14 protein-coding genes are annotated in these 15480 nt (G+C 39.1%); 1 reads left to right on the top strand and 13 read right to left on the bottom strand.

Translation table 11 applies throughout. The features are described from left to right. Positions 1 to 159: 159 nt before the first annotated feature. From ACP8HG_RS01425 to hisZ, 11 genes are all read right to left on the bottom strand, one after another. Positions 160 to 1842, bottom strand: coding sequence for a methyl-accepting chemotaxis protein (locus ACP8HG_RS01425; RefSeq protein ID WP_438298088.1), 1683 nt, complete (start codon positions 1840 to 1842; stop codon positions 160 to 162). Positions 1843 to 1860: 18 nt separating this feature from the next. Then, positions 1861 to 3033, bottom strand: a complete 1173-nt coding sequence (locus ACP8HG_RS01420; protein WP_438298087.1) for an ATP-grasp domain-containing protein — start codon at positions 3031 to 3033, stop codon at positions 1861 to 1863. Positions 3034 to 3674: 641 nt separating this feature from the next. Further along, positions 3675 to 3854: a hypothetical protein gene (locus tag ACP8HG_RS01415; protein ID WP_067207096.1), complete on the bottom strand. Its 180-nt coding sequence runs from the start codon at positions 3852 to 3854 to the stop codon at positions 3675 to 3677. An 85-nt stretch (positions 3855 to 3939) separates the two neighbouring features. Further along, complete coding sequence (gene hisC / locus ACP8HG_RS01410) at positions 3940 to 5001, bottom strand: histidinol-phosphate transaminase (protein WP_438298086.1); 1062 nt, start codon at positions 4999 to 5001, stop codon at positions 3940 to 3942. Beyond that, positions 4994 to 5635 (bottom strand): bifunctional phosphoribosyl-AMP cyclohydrolase/phosphoribosyl-ATP diphosphatase HisIE, encoded by a 642-nt coding sequence (gene hisIE / locus ACP8HG_RS01405; protein ID WP_067207090.1) that lies wholly within the window; start codon positions 5633 to 5635, stop codon positions 4994 to 4996. Before hisIE ends, hisC begins: the two co-directional genes overlap by 8 nt. Positions 5636 to 5637: 2 nt before the next feature. Then, positions 5638 to 6399: an imidazole glycerol phosphate synthase subunit HisF gene (gene hisF / locus ACP8HG_RS01400; protein ID WP_342537817.1), complete on the bottom strand. Its 762-nt coding sequence runs from the start codon at positions 6397 to 6399 to the stop codon at positions 5638 to 5640. Further along, a complete protein-coding gene (gene hisA, locus ACP8HG_RS01395; protein WP_067207084.1) occupies positions 6396 to 7112 on the bottom strand; it encodes a 1-(5-phosphoribosyl)-5-[(5-phosphoribosylamino)methylideneamino]imidazole-4-carboxamide isomerase in 717 nt (238 codons plus the stop codon). The genes hisF and hisA overlap by 4 nt, the downstream gene beginning before the upstream one ends. Positions 7113 to 7310: 198 nt before the next feature. Then, complete coding sequence (gene hisB, locus ACP8HG_RS01390; protein WP_438298085.1) at positions 7311 to 7895, bottom strand: imidazoleglycerol-phosphate dehydratase HisB; 585 nt, start codon at positions 7893 to 7895, stop codon at positions 7311 to 7313. After that, the gene (hisD, locus tag ACP8HG_RS01385) at positions 7885 to 9174 is read right to left on the bottom strand and encodes a histidinol dehydrogenase (RefSeq protein WP_438298084.1); all 1290 of its coding nucleotides are present in this window, start codon (positions 9172 to 9174) and stop codon (positions 7885 to 7887) included. The genes hisB and hisD overlap by 11 nt, the downstream gene beginning before the upstream one ends. Positions 9175 to 9180: 6 nt before the next feature. Beyond that, positions 9181 to 9807, bottom strand: a complete 627-nt coding sequence (hisG, locus tag ACP8HG_RS01380; protein ID WP_438298083.1) for an ATP phosphoribosyltransferase — start codon at positions 9805 to 9807, stop codon at positions 9181 to 9183. Position 9808: 1 nt separating this feature from the next. Next, positions 9809 to 11041 (bottom strand): ATP phosphoribosyltransferase regulatory subunit, encoded by a 1233-nt coding sequence (gene hisZ, locus ACP8HG_RS01375; protein ID WP_438298082.1) that lies wholly within the window; start codon positions 11039 to 11041, stop codon positions 9809 to 9811. A gap of 95 nt (positions 11042 to 11136) precedes the next feature. Between hisZ and ACP8HG_RS01370 the strand changes: the two genes are divergently transcribed. Then, positions 11137 to 11934 (top strand): histidinol-phosphatase HisJ family protein, encoded by a 798-nt coding sequence (locus ACP8HG_RS01370; RefSeq protein ID WP_438298081.1) that lies wholly within the window; start codon positions 11137 to 11139, stop codon positions 11932 to 11934. Between the two features lie 884 nt (positions 11935 to 12818). Here the strand turns inward: ACP8HG_RS01370 and ACP8HG_RS01365 are convergent. Both ACP8HG_RS01365 and ACP8HG_RS01360 read right to left on the bottom strand, forming a co-directional pair. Then, a complete protein-coding gene (locus ACP8HG_RS01365; RefSeq protein WP_438298080.1) occupies positions 12819 to 14471 on the bottom strand; it encodes an S-layer homology domain-containing protein in 1653 nt (550 codons plus the stop codon). Positions 14472 to 14890: 419 nt separating this feature from the next. Continuing rightward, positions 14891 to 15472: a YdcF family protein gene (locus ACP8HG_RS01360; RefSeq protein WP_187047144.1), complete on the bottom strand. Its 582-nt coding sequence runs from the start codon at positions 15470 to 15472 to the stop codon at positions 14891 to 14893. Positions 15473 to 15480 lie beyond the last annotated feature (8 nt).

The following is a 15480-nucleotide window of genomic DNA, read 5'->3' as shown; positions in this document are numbered from 1 at the left end:
TCATTTCAAAAAATGCAATTCACATATTATACTACATGAAATTAGAAATGGGAACAACTAATTTAGTTTATAAATGTGAATTTCCAGCCCATAATCGCAAAAGACCCTCTATTATTATCTCCTCCGCAAATAAAGACTGTCCTTAATCTTTTTGGAGTTTTAAATTTTAAATTTCTTTACATGATCTTTTAAGTTTATTGCCATTTCATTAAGGGTCGTTGTCGTTCCAACCATTTCTTCCATAGAAGCCAATTGCTCTTCCATAGATGCAGCAATGTTTTGCGTATGGGAAGATGTCTCTTCTAATGATTGAACTGTTTCGATTGTAGATGCTAGTATTTCCTCAGAACCCGCAGAGATTTCTTGTATTGTTGCAGATACTGATTGATTTTTTTCTGTAATTTGAGTAATACGATTCAAAATGCTAGTAAACGATTTACCTGTTTCGCGTACGATTCCAGTTTCACGTTCCACATCTTCGAAAACCTTCGTCATGGCCTTCACAGAATTTTGAGAGTCATTTTGAATTTCTTTCACGAGCGTACTAATTTGGTTTGCTGAAGATGCGGATTGCTCAGCAAGTTTCCTCACTTCATCTGCGACTACACTGAATCCTTTTCCAGCATCGCCTGCACGTGCTGCTTCTATAGCGGCATTCAGTGCAAGTAAGTTTATTTGATCAGAAATAGCCGTAATAATTTCTATAATTTGACCAACTTCATTGGATCTCGTATTCATCAACTGTGTGATATCCATAGAAACTTTAACTGAGCTCGTTATCGTATCAATCCCTTGAATCGAGTCTAAAATAAGATGATTACCTTGCTTAGCTTCTTGGGATGCATCCATCGATTCTTCCGTTACTTTCATAGAAGAATCTGCTATTTCTTGCAGACCAATTGTGATTTGTTCAAGCGCCACCAAGTTTTGTGATGCACTACTTGCTAACGTATCGCTCGTCGAAGATACTTCTTGGGTCGTAACAGTCGTATGATTGACTACTTCTGTCATTTGCTCTGCGCTATAGGTCAAGTCATCCGAGGAAGTGATAACGTTGTCCGTCGCTACATTGACATGTTCAATCGTATTTCTCAATTCTTGTTGCATGTTTCGGAAACTGTGGGCAAGATGACCAATTTCATCTTGACTATTCACACTAACTTCTTTTGTTAAATCACCTTGGGCTACAACTTCTGTATACTTCACTAATTGTTGAAGTGGTTTCGTAATTCTTGTTGATAAAATATAAGATATTCCAGCCCCTACCACCAATGCCCCTAGCGTAAGTGCAATACTGATGATAAGTATTTTCCGGGTTAAATCAGGGATAAATTTCGCATCCTGATCGATTCCTATAATAGAATCTGTCCCTTCAATATGTAAATAGATTGATTTATGTACACCGTACTCATCCTCATAAATCTCACTGAACAATGGCTGTTCCATGTTTAGCGCATCGTTTTGTTCGGATTTAAACGGATAAGGCGTAAGATAATCTGCCGTATCGGACAGTGCAAGGATCATATCCTCACCATCAACTTTACTCATGATATAAACACTTTCTAAATCGCCTACCTCACGCGATTCATTGATTATAGCGAGTAATCTTTCATAGGCCTGTTTATTTGTCTTTGCTTTATTAAGCATCTCGGCATCGATATCTTTTTTCAAGTCTAGTAAATTCGTGTTGAGTACTCTCTCAAACTGGGGAATAACATTCTGATTGACAATTGACATAGATTGAAAATAAAAACCTAAACTAAATAGTAAAGATAATACTGCTATTGGAATAATCGTTCCTAGCATTATTTTCGTTCTAATAGATCCTTTTTGTTTAAACAAACTAATTCCTCCTTAAGTTTATACGAGTTGCGGTTCATAGAGCGATATAAAATTACTCAAATCAAGTGTAAGCAATCGCTTATTTTCGTCAAATGTGTGATGTTTGAAAAATACAACAGAAAAAATTGGGTACTCTTTGTAATTCATATACCTATAATCTAATATTTCATTAAATTGTTGCTTAAAACTTTCATGGTCTACCGTTCGAATTAATTCAAGCGAAATCGACGGGTCAAATTCTGCACAAAGAAAACTATAAATCGCATTATCCATAGCCTCTATTTTTTCTTCCCAATTCGGTTTTAGCTGATTGAAATAATAATCATAAACGTCTACACCATAAGCATGTACGCCCAGTTCTGTCGTACCTATACCAGCAAAGCGGAATGGATTTACTTCAATTGGCGCAACTTGTCCTTCTTTAGTTATTCGAACTTCAAAATGTAGCGGGAAGGAAGCCAGCGCATCAATATCCCCTAATTTTTCCAAAAAGTCCGAAATTGGAGCAAGTGTTTCACTTAATACACTTTTGCTTGTGTAATATATACGATCACTCATGTCTTTATCGTTAGCAAACATGCGCTTAAATAAATTTAAGATGACAGGTTTTCCCTCTTTAGTAAAATAAGCATCAATTGCATACTCGTCTCCTTGAATTAGCTCTTCTAATATGACAGTTTGGCTATCAATCACATCATTAGGATACGCGGATGCTGAATCGTTTATATCGACTTTCAATTTTTCTACGGTGTGATGCCAATCTTCAATACAATCTATTCTATAAACCCCAACACTCGAGTAGCCGATAACAGGCTTAATAATAATAGGGAATGGAATTGATTCTAAAGGTATTTCATATAAATCTTGAATAGATACTTCACGGAAATAAAATGAAGGATAAATTTTTGTCATTCTCCTCCTAAATTCCGCTTTGTTTTTGAATAGTGATGTCCATTCGGCAAATTTACTCTCAGGTAAGTAATTCATTAACATAGCCAAACCGTTTTCCGAATTAAATAAAAGAGGAGCAGAAGACTTCTCAAGTTGTTCAAAGAACAATGCCTCTTCAAGTAAAGCAAGTTTTTCTTCCTCCGGAATCTGCACATCTCCTATTTTTAAAACCGGAGTACCTAATTGCTGTAAAGTTGATGAAAGTAATGTTGATACATAAGGCTTATCAAGTATAATCATTTTATTCTCCTTTTTTTTGTTTTGTTCTACTATATTTTCATATTAGAACTTTTGTTTGTCCCTATATTATTGTCTTCCAAGAGACTATAGTATTGAGATTAAAAACATATTAATCCCAATGACCTATAGTTAACTAAGGAAAAATAACGGTTAATAACTCCCATTATCATACAGAGTAAGTTTTAAGAATGCTATGTATTGTATTAAAGTATCAATATTTTGTATAGTTAGAATCGGTTGATAGTTAATTTGGATTATCTCACAACTTTATTCTAACGGCTTTTCATTCTGCCTATCTCAAAATTTATTATTTAATTTAAGACATTATTTTTTCAATAATGCCCATAGGACTTTTAAACTAAATATTATATGCAACAGATTCTAATGCATAAATAAGCCATTTATAATTCTTATTACAATTATAAATGGCTTATTTATTATATTTAAATTACTTCATTGCTATTATTTTAATCATATTTTCTCTTTCCGTAATTCCCCTCACCTTCAAATCTATTACCTCACTCTAAAACTCACTGAATTCAAATAGTAAGTGGTCATTCATTTTTCTTTGCATAATAAAACTAGGCATCCTCCATATTTTCTGGAGGATGCCTAGTTTGTTGTCACTACTTATTTAAACTTCATCGCACTGCATTCTTTGCGGCTTTGTCCTTATTTATTTTCATGACAAGCGTTAAAATATTCAATAAGCTAAGTACTGTGAAAAAGATTCCAAAGCCAATTTGTCCATCCGCAAATCGCGTAATTGCGAAATAACTCATGAATAATATAAGTGCAAGATCAATATATTTAGATCCCATGTCGATAACCTCCCCTGTTTACACAAGTATATCAGTTTCGATGCACTTTTCATTAAGTCATTTCATCTTAGAACCTAACAGTACATTACAAATTCAAAATGTCAGTCAATTTCTCAACTAATCGCTCCATCTGTTCATCTGTACCAACTGTAATACGCAAATAGTTGTCGATTCCAGGCTTGTTAAAATACCTAACTAACACGCCTTCTTTTTTTAATTTATTGTAGAGAAACTCTGCTGGAACAGTCTGATGCGAGGTGAAAACAAAATTTGCTTGTGAAGGTAACACATTGAAATTGAGCTGTTGCAACGTCTCGTTCATCTTTTCCCGTGTTGCAATGATTTTCTGAGTCGTCTCCTCAAAATAGTCTTCATCCTCAAATGCAGCTTTTGCTCCCACTAGCGCAAGACGGTCCAGCGTATAAGAATTGAATGAGTCTTTAATGCGAATCAATGCAGCAATTAAAGAAGGAGCTCCCATCGCAAAGCCAACGCGCAAACCGGCGAGTGAACGTGATTTAGATGTCGTCTGGACGACAAGGACATTGTCGTATTTCCGAATGAGTTCAGTCGCTGATTTCGATGCAAAGTCGATATATGCCTCGTCGATGATGACGACTTGGTCAGGGTTATTTTTGACAATCTCTTCAATGTGCTTAAGTTCAGCATAAATGCTAGTCGGCGCATTTGGATTTGGTAAAATGACGCCGCCTTCAGACTGAAAGTAGTTATCCACAGGCAATGTAAAATCTTTATTCAACGGAACTTCCTCATAAGGAATATCGAATAACTTTGCATAGACCGGATAAAAGCTATATGTTACATCAGGAAACCGGATTGGTTTGCCAGGCTCAAAAAACGCCATGAAGGAGAATGCCAGAACTTCATCCGAACCATTGCCGACAAATACTTCTTCAGCAGTAAGTCCATATTGCAGTCCGATTGTTTCTCGTAGCTCAGTCGCTGTAGGAGATGGATACAACTGAAGGTTGCGCCCCATCTCTTGCTGGATTGCAGCTATCACTTTTGGACTTGGAGGATACGGATTTTCATTGGTATTCAGTTTCACGATGTCCTTTTGTTCAATTTGCTCCCCCGGAACATACGGCTCGGTCCGTTTCACCATAGAGCTCCAAAATTTACTCATCTCTCAGCACTTCACTTTTAGGTCGTCTTTTCCGCAATTCGTTTTTGACATCCTCAACACTAACACCTAACTCTTCCATCAATACAAGTGTGTGATACGTCAAATCTGCAAGTTCGCTCGTTACTTCAGCTTTATCACGGTTTTTTGCACCGATGACAACTTCAGTTGTTTCTTCTCCAACTTTTTTCAAAATCTTATCCAAACCTTCGCGGAACAGATACGTTGTGTATGATCCTTCTACTGGATTGGCACGTCGATTTTTTATTTCATCCGTGATCTCATGAACGATTGAGCGAGTCTGTACTACCTCATCGAAAACTTGCTTGTGGAAACAAGTCACTTCTCCCGTATGACACGCTGGACCCAGTGGTGTAACTTGTACTAAAATTGAATCACCATCGCAGTCCAGTGACAAGTTCTTCACAATTTGCCGATTGCCAGATGTTGCTCCTTTATTCCACAGCTCTTTTCTTGATCTGCTGAAAAACCAAGTCTCTTTCGTATCAATCGTCTTCTGCAACGATTCTTTATTCATATAAGCAAGCATCAGTACATTCCCTGTCCGGTCATCTTGAACAATTGCTGGTATCAATCCATTTTCGTCAAATGATAATGTGTCAATTTCTATTGTCATGGTTAGTCATTCCCAACAGATGTATTTTTTTCAGCTAGATATGTTTTTAATTCGCCGATATTAATGTCTTCGAAATGGAATACAGATGCAGCAAGCGCAGCGTCAGCTTTCCCTTCAGTTAAGACAGTATGGAAGTGTTCAGGTTTCCCTGCTCCGCCGCTCGCAATAACAGGAATGTTGACCGCTTCCGCAATCGCCCGCGTCAATTCGAGGTTATAGCCGTCTTTCACGCCATCTTCCCCGATACTATTAACAACAAGTTCACCGGCACCCAGTTTTTCGCCTTGAATCGCCCACTCAATAGCATCCATACCAGTATCTTTCATGCCTCCATTAGAGAATACCGACCACTTAGAAGGGCCCACTTCATTGACATCCATCGACAGGATAATGCGTTCAGAACCGAATCTCTTTGACGCTTCTTCAATTAAAGATGGATTGCTGAGCGCTGCACTGTTGATGGATACTTTGTCCCCGCCAGCATCAAACACCTTCTGAATATCTTCGACAGTCCGTATACCCCCACCGACAATAAATGGTACGGGTACTTCTTTCGCAATTTCTGCAATAAGGTCAAGGAACATGGCACGATTATTTGTCGAAGCAGCAATGTCGTAAAACACAAGTTCATCTGCACCGTCAGCTACATATTTCTTGGCCAATGTCAGTGGATCTGCAACTTCTTTAACTTCTAAAAACTTTTTCCCTTTTACGACTTTCCCGTTATCAAAATCTAGGCATGGTATTATCCGGTTGCTTGTCATCCTCGTTGTCCCCCTAATATTTTTTCTAAAGATATTTTACCTTCATACAATGCTTTACCAATAATTGCTCCATATAAATCTAGTTTCCGTAACTGAATGATATCCTCTTCCGTGGAGACGCCGCCTGAAGCCACAATGTCGATGGAAGACGCATTGTCCATCATTTCCAGTTCGTTAAAATTAGGTCCTTGCATCATTCCGTCTTTCAAAATATCTGTATAAATGACTGTTTTCACACCGATTACTTCTAGTTCTATTAACAAGTCAACTGCTAATACATCACTTGTTTCCGTCCAGCCATCCGTTGCAACGAATCCTTTTCTTGCATCGATGGAAACTGCAATTTTATCACCGTATTTTTCTACGGCTTGCTTTAAAAATGGTTTATCTTGAATCGCTGCCGTTCCGATGATCACGCGACTAACGCCGGATGCAATATGTGCGTCAATGATCTCCATCGTCCGAATTCCGCCACCTACTTGAACTGGTATCGATACGTTTTTAGCAATCGCTTGAATGGCTTCGCGATTTAATGAATTACCTGTTTTCGCCCCATCTAAATCGACGACGTGAATGTAGTCAGCACCTTGCTTTTCCCACTCCAGAGCCATCGCTGTTGGTGAGTCATTATAGATAATTTCTTGGTCATAATCACCTTGAATTAGCCGAACACATTTACCATCACGTATATCAATTGCTGGAAATAAAATCATCGGTGTTCCCCCTTATATATAGAATTCCATTAAATCCGCTACGGCGCTTGGGGATGCCTCCCGCCATAAGCCGAGCAGCTTCGCCGCCAGTCTTATGGCTTCGGCTACCCCTTGTAAGGCGCCTTCGCTTAGTAAATTATGAATTCGAGCAGTACCTGCACACAAAACAAAATTACCAAGTGTGTAAAGGTAATATTCTTATAGCATTCCCTTCGTAGATGGAACTCCTTTTACATCTGGATTAATCGCACTTGCTACGCGCAATGCACGTCCGAATCCTTTGAAAATTGATTCGATAATATGGTGACTGTTTTTCCCGTACTGCAAATTGATATGCAATGTTACTTTGGCATGGCTTGTGAATGCTTGGAAAAACTCCTCAACAAGCTCAGTGTCGAATTCCCCTACTTTATCTTTCAATCCCTCAACGTTATAAACAAAAAATGGACGCCCGCTTATATCGATAGAAACTGTTGATAATGCTTCATCCATAGGTGTTGACACTGTCGCATAACGCTCGATGCCTTCCTTTGATCCGATACTTTCATAGAACGCTTGTCCCAATACAATTCCGATATCTTCGACGGAGTGATGCTGGTCTACTTCGATATCGCCTTCACAATCAACAGCCAAATCGAATCGACCGTGATTTGTGAACAATGTCAGCATATGATCGAGAAAGCCCACTCCTGTTTTAATAGTTGTTGTTCCACTTCCATCAATCGCAAAGTCTAAGTTAATCTTTGTTTCCGCTGTCTGTCTTGAAATCGATTTACTCCGCATTCAAATCCGCCTTCCTTACTTGAATTGAATTTGCATGGGCCGTTAAGCCTTCCGCATTCGCAATTGTGATAATGTCTTCGGCTACTTCTTGCAATGCTTGCTCCGTATACTGAATAATGCTCGTTTTTTTCATAAAGTCATAGACACCTAACGGCGATGAAAATGCCGATGTCCCGCTCGTTGGCAATGTATGATTCGGACCTGCCATATAATCGCCCAATGCCTCCGGTGAATAGTTTCCTAAGAAGATTGCTCCTGCATTGTGAATGAACGGTAATTGCTCTATCGGATTTTCCACCATAAGCTGTAAATGTTCCGGCGCCAATTTATTAACAAAGTCGTATGCTTCCTCCAACGATTCAACCAAGATAATGCGCCCATTATCAGCGATTGAAACTTCAATAATTCCCTTACGATCTGCTTGTTCAGTTTGCTTTATCACTTCTTTTTGAAGTGCTTCAGCAAATGATTGACTCGTCGTTACGCATACAGCTGTTGCCCGTTCATCATGCTCCGCTTGTGATAATAGATCAGCAGCGACAAACACTGGGACAGCGCTATTGTCTGCAACAACACAAATCTCACTCGGTCCTGCAATCATATCGATGGCTACGTCACCAAAAACCCATTTTTTCGCCCGTGCAACAAATGCATTTCCAGGCCCCGTGATTTTCACTACTTTTTTTACTGTTTCCGTCCCATACGCCAATGCTGCAATCGCTTGAGCACCACCAATTTTATAGACGATATCGACACCGGCTTCTTGCGCTGCTACGAGCACATGTGGATTCACTTTGCCATCCGCTTGAGGTGGTGTCACCATTGCAATCCTTCCGACTCCCGCAATTTTTGCCGGAATAGCATTCATGAGAACAGTCGATGGATAAGCCGCTTTTCCGCCAGGTACGTATATACCGACACTGTCTAAAGGCGTCACTTTCTGACCAAGAACAATTCCTTGTTCTTGATTAATAAACCAAGACTGTTCTTTTTGAACTTCATGGAACGTAGTAATGTTTTGCTTTGCTTTTCTAAGAGCACTTAGGAATTGCCCTGTAATCAACGTCCGCGCCTCCGCAAACTCCTCAGGCGTTACAATCAAGTTATCTAGCCACACGCCGTCAAACTGTTCGGTAAAGCTTCTTAATGCCTGGTCCCCATCTTCACGGACTGTTTCGATAATTCCAAGCACAGTTCGGTCAAATTCAAAATTAGTTGTTTGTACTGCCGTTTGCTGCTCTTTCTCTTTTGTATATTGTTCCAACGTTACAATTCGCATAAATTATCACTCCAATGCAGCTTTTAAGTCCGAAATGACTTGCTGGATTTGACTGGTTCTTGTCGCATAACTTGCTTTATTAACAATCAATCGTGCACTGACATCTGCAATTGTCTCCAAGACGACTAATCCATTTTCTTTTAGTGTCTTGCCCGATTCAACAATATCAACGATGACATCTGCCATACCAATAAGCGGAGCCAGTTCGATAGAGCCATTCAACTTGATGGTCTCAATACGAATTCCTTTGCTGTCAAAATAGGCTTTTGTCACTGCTGGATACTTTGAAGCAACTGTCAGCAACGTACTACTCGGAAATTGTTTATCCGGAAATCCGGCAACAACCAGCTGACATTTTCCAATTCCAAGATCCAACAGTTCATAGACATCAACTGGATCTTCCATAATCGTATCTTTACCAACAATTCCGATATCTGCTGCTCCTTTTTCGACATAGGTTGGAACATCAACTGCTTTCACGAAAATGAGTTTCACTTTATTTTCATCATCATAGATAACAAGCTTCCTGCTTTTATCATGATATTCTGAAAAACGAATGCCTGCTTTTTCAAAAAACGCTAACGCTTTATCAGCAGTACGTCCCTTCGCCATGGCGATTGTAAGATGTGTCATTTCAATTCAATCCCCCTACGAGTAATTCCAGCAAAGCCTTTAAGTCCGGAAATGGTGTAACTTTATCTTTATATAGAAATGAATTATTTTCTTTCTCCAAACGTATGGAGTAAACACTCTGTCGTGGATCTGCCTGTTCCTTATGCTCTGAAAATGACAGCACACTATAATTTCGTTCCCGTAATTCATTGGAGATGGCAATGGCTTGTTCCAATTGGCTATCTGCATATGTTATTTTTACATCGATTGGAAAGCGGGATGTAACTTCCCTGCTATCTGTCGCTTTAACTAACGATTCAATTTCACATGCAAACCCAATCGCTGGAAGTCTAGCACCAAACTCGTTTCCTAACTCATCGTAGCGCCCGCCCATTAAAACAGGTTTCCCAAATCTTTCGACATATCCTTGGAAAATAACCCCTGAATAATAACCCATATGATTAATCAATCCCAAATCCATGACGATATACTGTTCTAATCCGTACATTTTCAATATACTGTAAACATCCATTAAGTAATCGAGCGTGTCCTGCATTTTTTCCGTTAAGGCGATCCCTGTTGTCCGTTCACTCACATCAACTGGGTTACCGTATAAAAACGGGATCCGTTCGATTACTTCTCTCACATCATCGTCAATGTTTAGGTTCTGAAGAAAAGGTCCAATTTCTACAACGTTTTTCGCTTGTATCAATGACTTCAATTGATCAATTTGAAGTGAAGTAAGTGGTAAATTCTGGACAAGCTCATTGAAAAATCCAGCGTGCCCTAATTCTATTTTAATATCATTAAATCCTAAATCTTTCATTAAGTGACACGCTAGTGCAATTACTTCTGCATCCGCTTCAGGTGAACTATCGCAAAAATATTCAATGCCTGCTTGTGTGCGTTCGATACTGTCATTTTTATCAAATGGCTGACGGAACACCTCTTGTACATAAAAATATCTAAGTTCACTTGAAAGGTCCGGGAAATTTTGTACCAGTTCTCTTGTGATTGGAATCGTGACATCGGGTCGCAATACCAATACTTGCCCTGTATGATCGATTACTTTAATCATTTCATTTTGGTTGATTGAGCTTTTTACTTTTGAATATAAATCATATTGTTCAAAAGCCGATGTTTTAATGCGTTTATAGCCATATGTGGTAAAGCGCTTATTGATCGTCTTAATGACTCTTTCAAACTTTTCACTATCACTTAACATTCGTTCAGGATACACTTCGTTTCTAACCATTTCCAACACCCCTTACTTCACTACTTTACTAGACTAAAGTTATTTAGTACTATAAAGGTATACCAACGAAATGTCAACAGGAGGAATGATTATTAATGTTCGATTATCACATGCACAGTTCGTTCTCAGCAGACTGCCCAGTTCCAATGGAAGATATGATTAAGGGAGCGATTCAAAAAGGAGTGACTGAAATTTGTTTTACAGAACATATCGACTATGAATATCCCGATGATACAATCGTTTTTGATTTTGATAAAAAGGAGTACGCAAGCAAATTGATAGAAATGCAGAAGAAATATGAAGGGCGTATTCGTATAAAAAAAGGCGTTGAAATCGGTGTACAACCACATATACTGGACAAATACGACGAGCTTATGGCTAAGGAAGTATTCGATTTCGTCATTTGCTCCATGCATACCGTTGAGAAAAAAGGATTACACTACGGAGAATTTTTCGAGCATAAAACCATAGAAGAAGCGTATGGTATTTATTATGCAGAGTTATTATATTGTGTAAAAAACTATAAACAATTTAATATCCTCGGTCATGTTGACCTCGTGAAGAGGTACACAAAAAAACCGTGTGATAACCCTTTCCATACTGAATTGACGGCTATTTTCAACGTTATTATTCCAGAAGGTAAAGGAATTGAATTGAATACTTCTGGTGTCCGCTACGGACTGGCAAACGGCATGCCAAGTGATGATATTTTGAAACTATATAAACAATGCGGAGGCGAAATCATCACACTTGGTTCCGATGCACATAAACCTGAAGACATTGCATTCCAATTCAGTGAATCACTAAAATTATTGCAGTCGATTGGATTCAAGTATATCACTACATTCGATAATGAAAAACCTACTTTTCACGCAATTAGTAATATGATGTGAATTAAGAAAAGCTCCAGCTCCTAGACACTATTCCATGTTGAAAAACTTATACTTTTCTTCACGCCTGTTGATTAACCAAAAACAACCTGTAAATAACTTGATCACACACTGGGTGCTGTGCATATAGTTATATTTTGATTGCTTTGGATTGAACGACTTCTATACGATTACCGAGATGCCTGGATGTGTAGGGATGCGACTTTGTCGCATCCCTACACACTTTTTTCGGTAATCGTATGGTGGTTCTTCATCCGCCGCGCTCCAAATGCATAACTACACGTAGTGCTGAAGTTTTTTTGGACGAAAGAATAGCTGCCTTTTTCACTAGAGAAAAGCCGCCAAAGATGCAATTTTGGCGGCTGATGCTTTCTCTATGGTTTTTCTTTTTTATTTTAAAGAAGTGTCACTTTCTATAAGGTATCACATGATTACATGCATACTCTTTGCTAAAAGTAAGTAAGAAACACATTGTACAAAGTACTAGAGTGCCCGAAATTGTATCTTCGGGCACTTACAATCTCTGTAGAAAGTCATCTATTCATTTCTTTCAAAGCAGCTGCATTTTTCACTTGAATAGTGTAGGAACGCGACAGGCAATTATTCACAACAGGATTACTGAAAAGAGTGTGGCTAGAAGTGACGGAGTCGCTTTTAACCACACACACCCCTTTAAGGAAGAATGAACTGCAATTCCTCCTTAAAGGGGTATGAATATTTTCCGTAAGCGAACCAGAAATGGTCCAGTGAAAATGAAGTTTTCAAGCCCTTCTCACCAGTTTTTTATGCGAATTAATGGTTAATCAACAGACATGACTTTTCTTTTAATCAAACGGTCCAGTACGCCTCTACTAACTAGAGACGGACTGGACCGTTTTTACACACTATTACTCCGCTTGTTTAAATATAGAGATAAAATTAACAACCATTTTTGCAGCTTGTGCACGTGTAGTTGAGCTGCTCGGCATGAATTTTCCTTCGAATCCAGTTGCAACATCTAATTCATGAAGCATTGAAATGGCATTTACTACTTCCGCATTATAGTTTCCGAAATCGGAATAAGGTGCTTTAGTAGAGGCCTTATATGCCTTTCCTGTTATGCTTCCATATGCACGTTCAATCATTAAAGCCAATTGTGCGCGTGTTACTAAATCAGTTGGATTAAAGTTTCCTTTATTCCCTTTAATAATTCCATATTTATAAGCGGCATTGATGTCAGCTTTGGTCTTATCTGCATAATTACCAATATCGCCAAATGGGGCTACTTCATCCGTTTTCAGACCTAATGCGCGTACAATTATTGTAGCGGCTTGCACACGTGTTAAGTTTTGATCAGGTTTGAATGTCCCGTCCGGGTAGCCACCAATGATTCCAGCTACGGCTGCATGTTCAATATAATTCTTCAAGCCATGATTGGCGATATCCGAGAATAATATTGGTGTTGGTGTCGATGAATCTGCAACAGTTACACTGATTATTGGATTATGAACACTTTTGTTTCCAGCTTGATCTACTGCCATTACTGAAAAAACATACGTTGTATTTGCAGTAAGATTTTCTACTTTATATGTCGTAATGTCTCCAGCTACAGTTGCTAGTTTTTCTTCACCACTGTATATTTCATAACTCGTTACGGCTACATTATCACTAGCTGGTTGCCAGTTTAATTTCACCGAGTTTGGACCCGGCGCATCGGCGACGAGGCTACCTCCTGTGATCCATGTATTAGCTGGTAGCATGTTCGCCCAAAATTGCTCAGTCACTTTTTTATAGCCTGCTTCACTTAAGTGGATATTTTCCGGATTTGGAAGGTAGGTCTTGTAGTCTGACGCGATTACGTCACCAGTAGGCACGAAGATTGCTTGCGTCCCCACTAGGCCTGTTGTAATGGCTTTATTCAACATATCTAGTAATTGTTTGAGCAATGGTTGCAGGTCTTCCGACATATAAGGAAACGGATTATAGTAACCCATGACATACACTTGCGCATCAGGATTGATTTCATTGATTTGAGCCATAATCGATTTGTAGTTTGTACCTACTTGCTGAAGCGTCGTCAGCGCCATTTTCTGATCAATAATGGCCTTACCTGTCGTAGGATCTTGTTTGAAATGCGGTAAAATATCATTTGCACCGGCGCTAATTGTGATAACTTCTGCATCTTTGATGGATTGTTGAAGTTTAGCTGTCTTCTCTTCAAAGCCAATGCCTTGGATATCCTTTGTGACGTTCAGTTTAATATCATTTAAAACGTCTGTTGTTTTATAGCCTGGATACGAGAATCCTTTGTTATATGTTTTCAAAGCCCCTATCTCCATCATTGACACCGCTAAGAAATCTGCATAGCCCTTCCCTAATTCATTGTTAGGAGTGACACCTGCTGCCAATGAATCACCTATAGCAAGATAATCGATTGGCAGCATCCAAGAAGGAGCACTTGTATCTATTTCAGCTGCTGCAAAACGGTACGGTACAACAATCATTTGGATCATAAGTGCAATTACAAAAAGCATTCGAAATTTGAACTTCGATTTCACCATAACCTTCCTCCTATTTTATGTTTTTGCGAACACCCTACCTCGGTATAACTCCTTGTCACACCACCTTCGCATTTAACCGTGCCAACCAGTACTATTCTTGACTAATTCGACATAGAATACTAGTTTTCCTTCACTGTAATTAGATACCGTCGTTTAGCATTGAAAACACTTTTTTCAGCATGTAGTACTATTTATTCCCACGAAAAGCGAATTCTTATCAACCATCATTAAAAATGGCGGTTGCCCGTTTATAAGTTAAGAAATTATAAGTTTTTCACCAGGCGCCTTGCGCTTTTCTTTGTGTCTAGACTCCAGGCGCCAGCCGCTCTGGTCATAAGCAATCCAGTTACGTGGCAAAGAGCGCCACTTCACTGGATCGACTTATGCCTGTCGCGTCTAAACGGCGCCTTGCGCTTTTCTTATTTCCCTACAATATACGTTTTCACAAGGGCGATACGTTCTCTCACAGTCAATTTTGCTGCCACTACTTTCGGCGTTTTAGCCGACACTCCATCTGACTCGAGTCCAAGGCTAGCCGCAATTTTCCTTGCTCTCGCCAGGTGATAATCACTTGTGATGATTGTGATTGAACTAATTTCAGACGGCAACAACTTTTTCGAGAATAAAATGTTTTCATAAGTGGAAGTAGACGCCGCTTCTAAAATAAGCCGTTCCTCGGCGATGCCATTCTCCGTTAGAAACCGTCTCATCGCTTCCGCTTCGCTAATAGGCTCATCCGGACCTTGCCCGCCTGATAAGATTATCGTCACATGTGGATACTCATTAGCGTACTGTAGCGTAGCATCCAAACGATACTGTAATGATAGCGACAGAGAATCTTTTTTCACTCTAGCACCGAGTACGATTACATAGTCATTCGTGCCATCTGCTGCAGGTTCTAATCCCTCATCCATCCATTTGCCCGTTAGCCACCATAAAAACAGACTAAAAATAGTAAGTGCAATTGCACAAGCTATAGCTATTTTCTTTGATTTTTTCATTACAATCA

The organism is Sporosarcina sp. FA15 (assembly GCF_051550195.1).
Lineage (GTDB): Bacteria > Bacillota > Bacilli > Bacillales_A > Planococcaceae > Sporosarcina > Sporosarcina psychrophila.
This window is presented reverse-complemented; position numbering and strand designations above follow the sequence as displayed.

What these genes read in the sequence shown, in the direction of transcription:
- ACP8HG_RS01420 (WP_438298087.1), bottom strand. Translation starts at nt 3,033, where the DNA reads ATGATTATACTTGATAAGCCTTATGTATCAACATTACTTTCATCAACT.
- ACP8HG_RS01415 (WP_067207096.1), bottom strand. Translation starts at nt 3,854, where the DNA reads ATGGGATCTAAATATATTGATCTTGCACTTATATTATTCATGAGTTAT.
- hisC (WP_438298086.1), bottom strand. Translation starts at nt 5,001, where the DNA reads ATGAGTAAATTTTGGAGCTCTATGGTGAAACGGACCGAGCCGTATGTT.
- hisIE (WP_067207090.1), bottom strand. Translation starts at nt 5,635, where the DNA reads ATGACAATAGAAATTGACACATTATCATTTGACGAAAATGGATTGATA.
- hisF (WP_342537817.1), bottom strand. Translation starts at nt 6,399, where the DNA reads ATGACAAGCAACCGGATAATACCATGCCTAGATTTTGATAACGGGAAA.
- hisA (WP_067207084.1), bottom strand. Translation starts at nt 7,112, where the DNA reads ATGATTTTATTTCCAGCAATTGATATACGTGATGGTAAATGTGTTCGG.
- hisB (WP_438298085.1), bottom strand. Translation starts at nt 7,895, where the DNA reads ATGCGGAGTAAATCGATTTCAAGACAGACAGCGGAAACAAAGATTAAC.
- hisD (WP_438298084.1), bottom strand. Translation starts at nt 9,174, where the DNA reads ATGCGAATTGTAACGTTGGAACAATATACAAAAGAGAAAGAGCAGCAA.
- hisG (WP_438298083.1), bottom strand. Translation starts at nt 9,807, where the DNA reads ATGACACATCTTACAATCGCCATGGCGAAGGGACGTACTGCTGATAAA.
- hisZ (WP_438298082.1), bottom strand. Translation starts at nt 11,041, where the DNA reads ATGGTTAGAAACGAAGTGTATCCTGAACGAATGTTAAGTGATAGTGAA.
- ACP8HG_RS01370 (WP_438298081.1), top strand. Translation starts at nt 11,137, where the DNA reads ATGTTCGATTATCACATGCACAGTTCGTTCTCAGCAGACTGCCCAGTT.
- ACP8HG_RS01365 (WP_438298080.1), bottom strand. Translation starts at nt 14,471, where the DNA reads ATGGTGAAATCGAAGTTCAAATTTCGAATGCTTTTTGTAATTGCACTT.
- ACP8HG_RS01360 (WP_187047144.1), bottom strand. Translation starts at nt 15,472, where the DNA reads ATGAAAAAATCAAAGAAAATAGCTATAGCTTGTGCAATTGCACTTACT.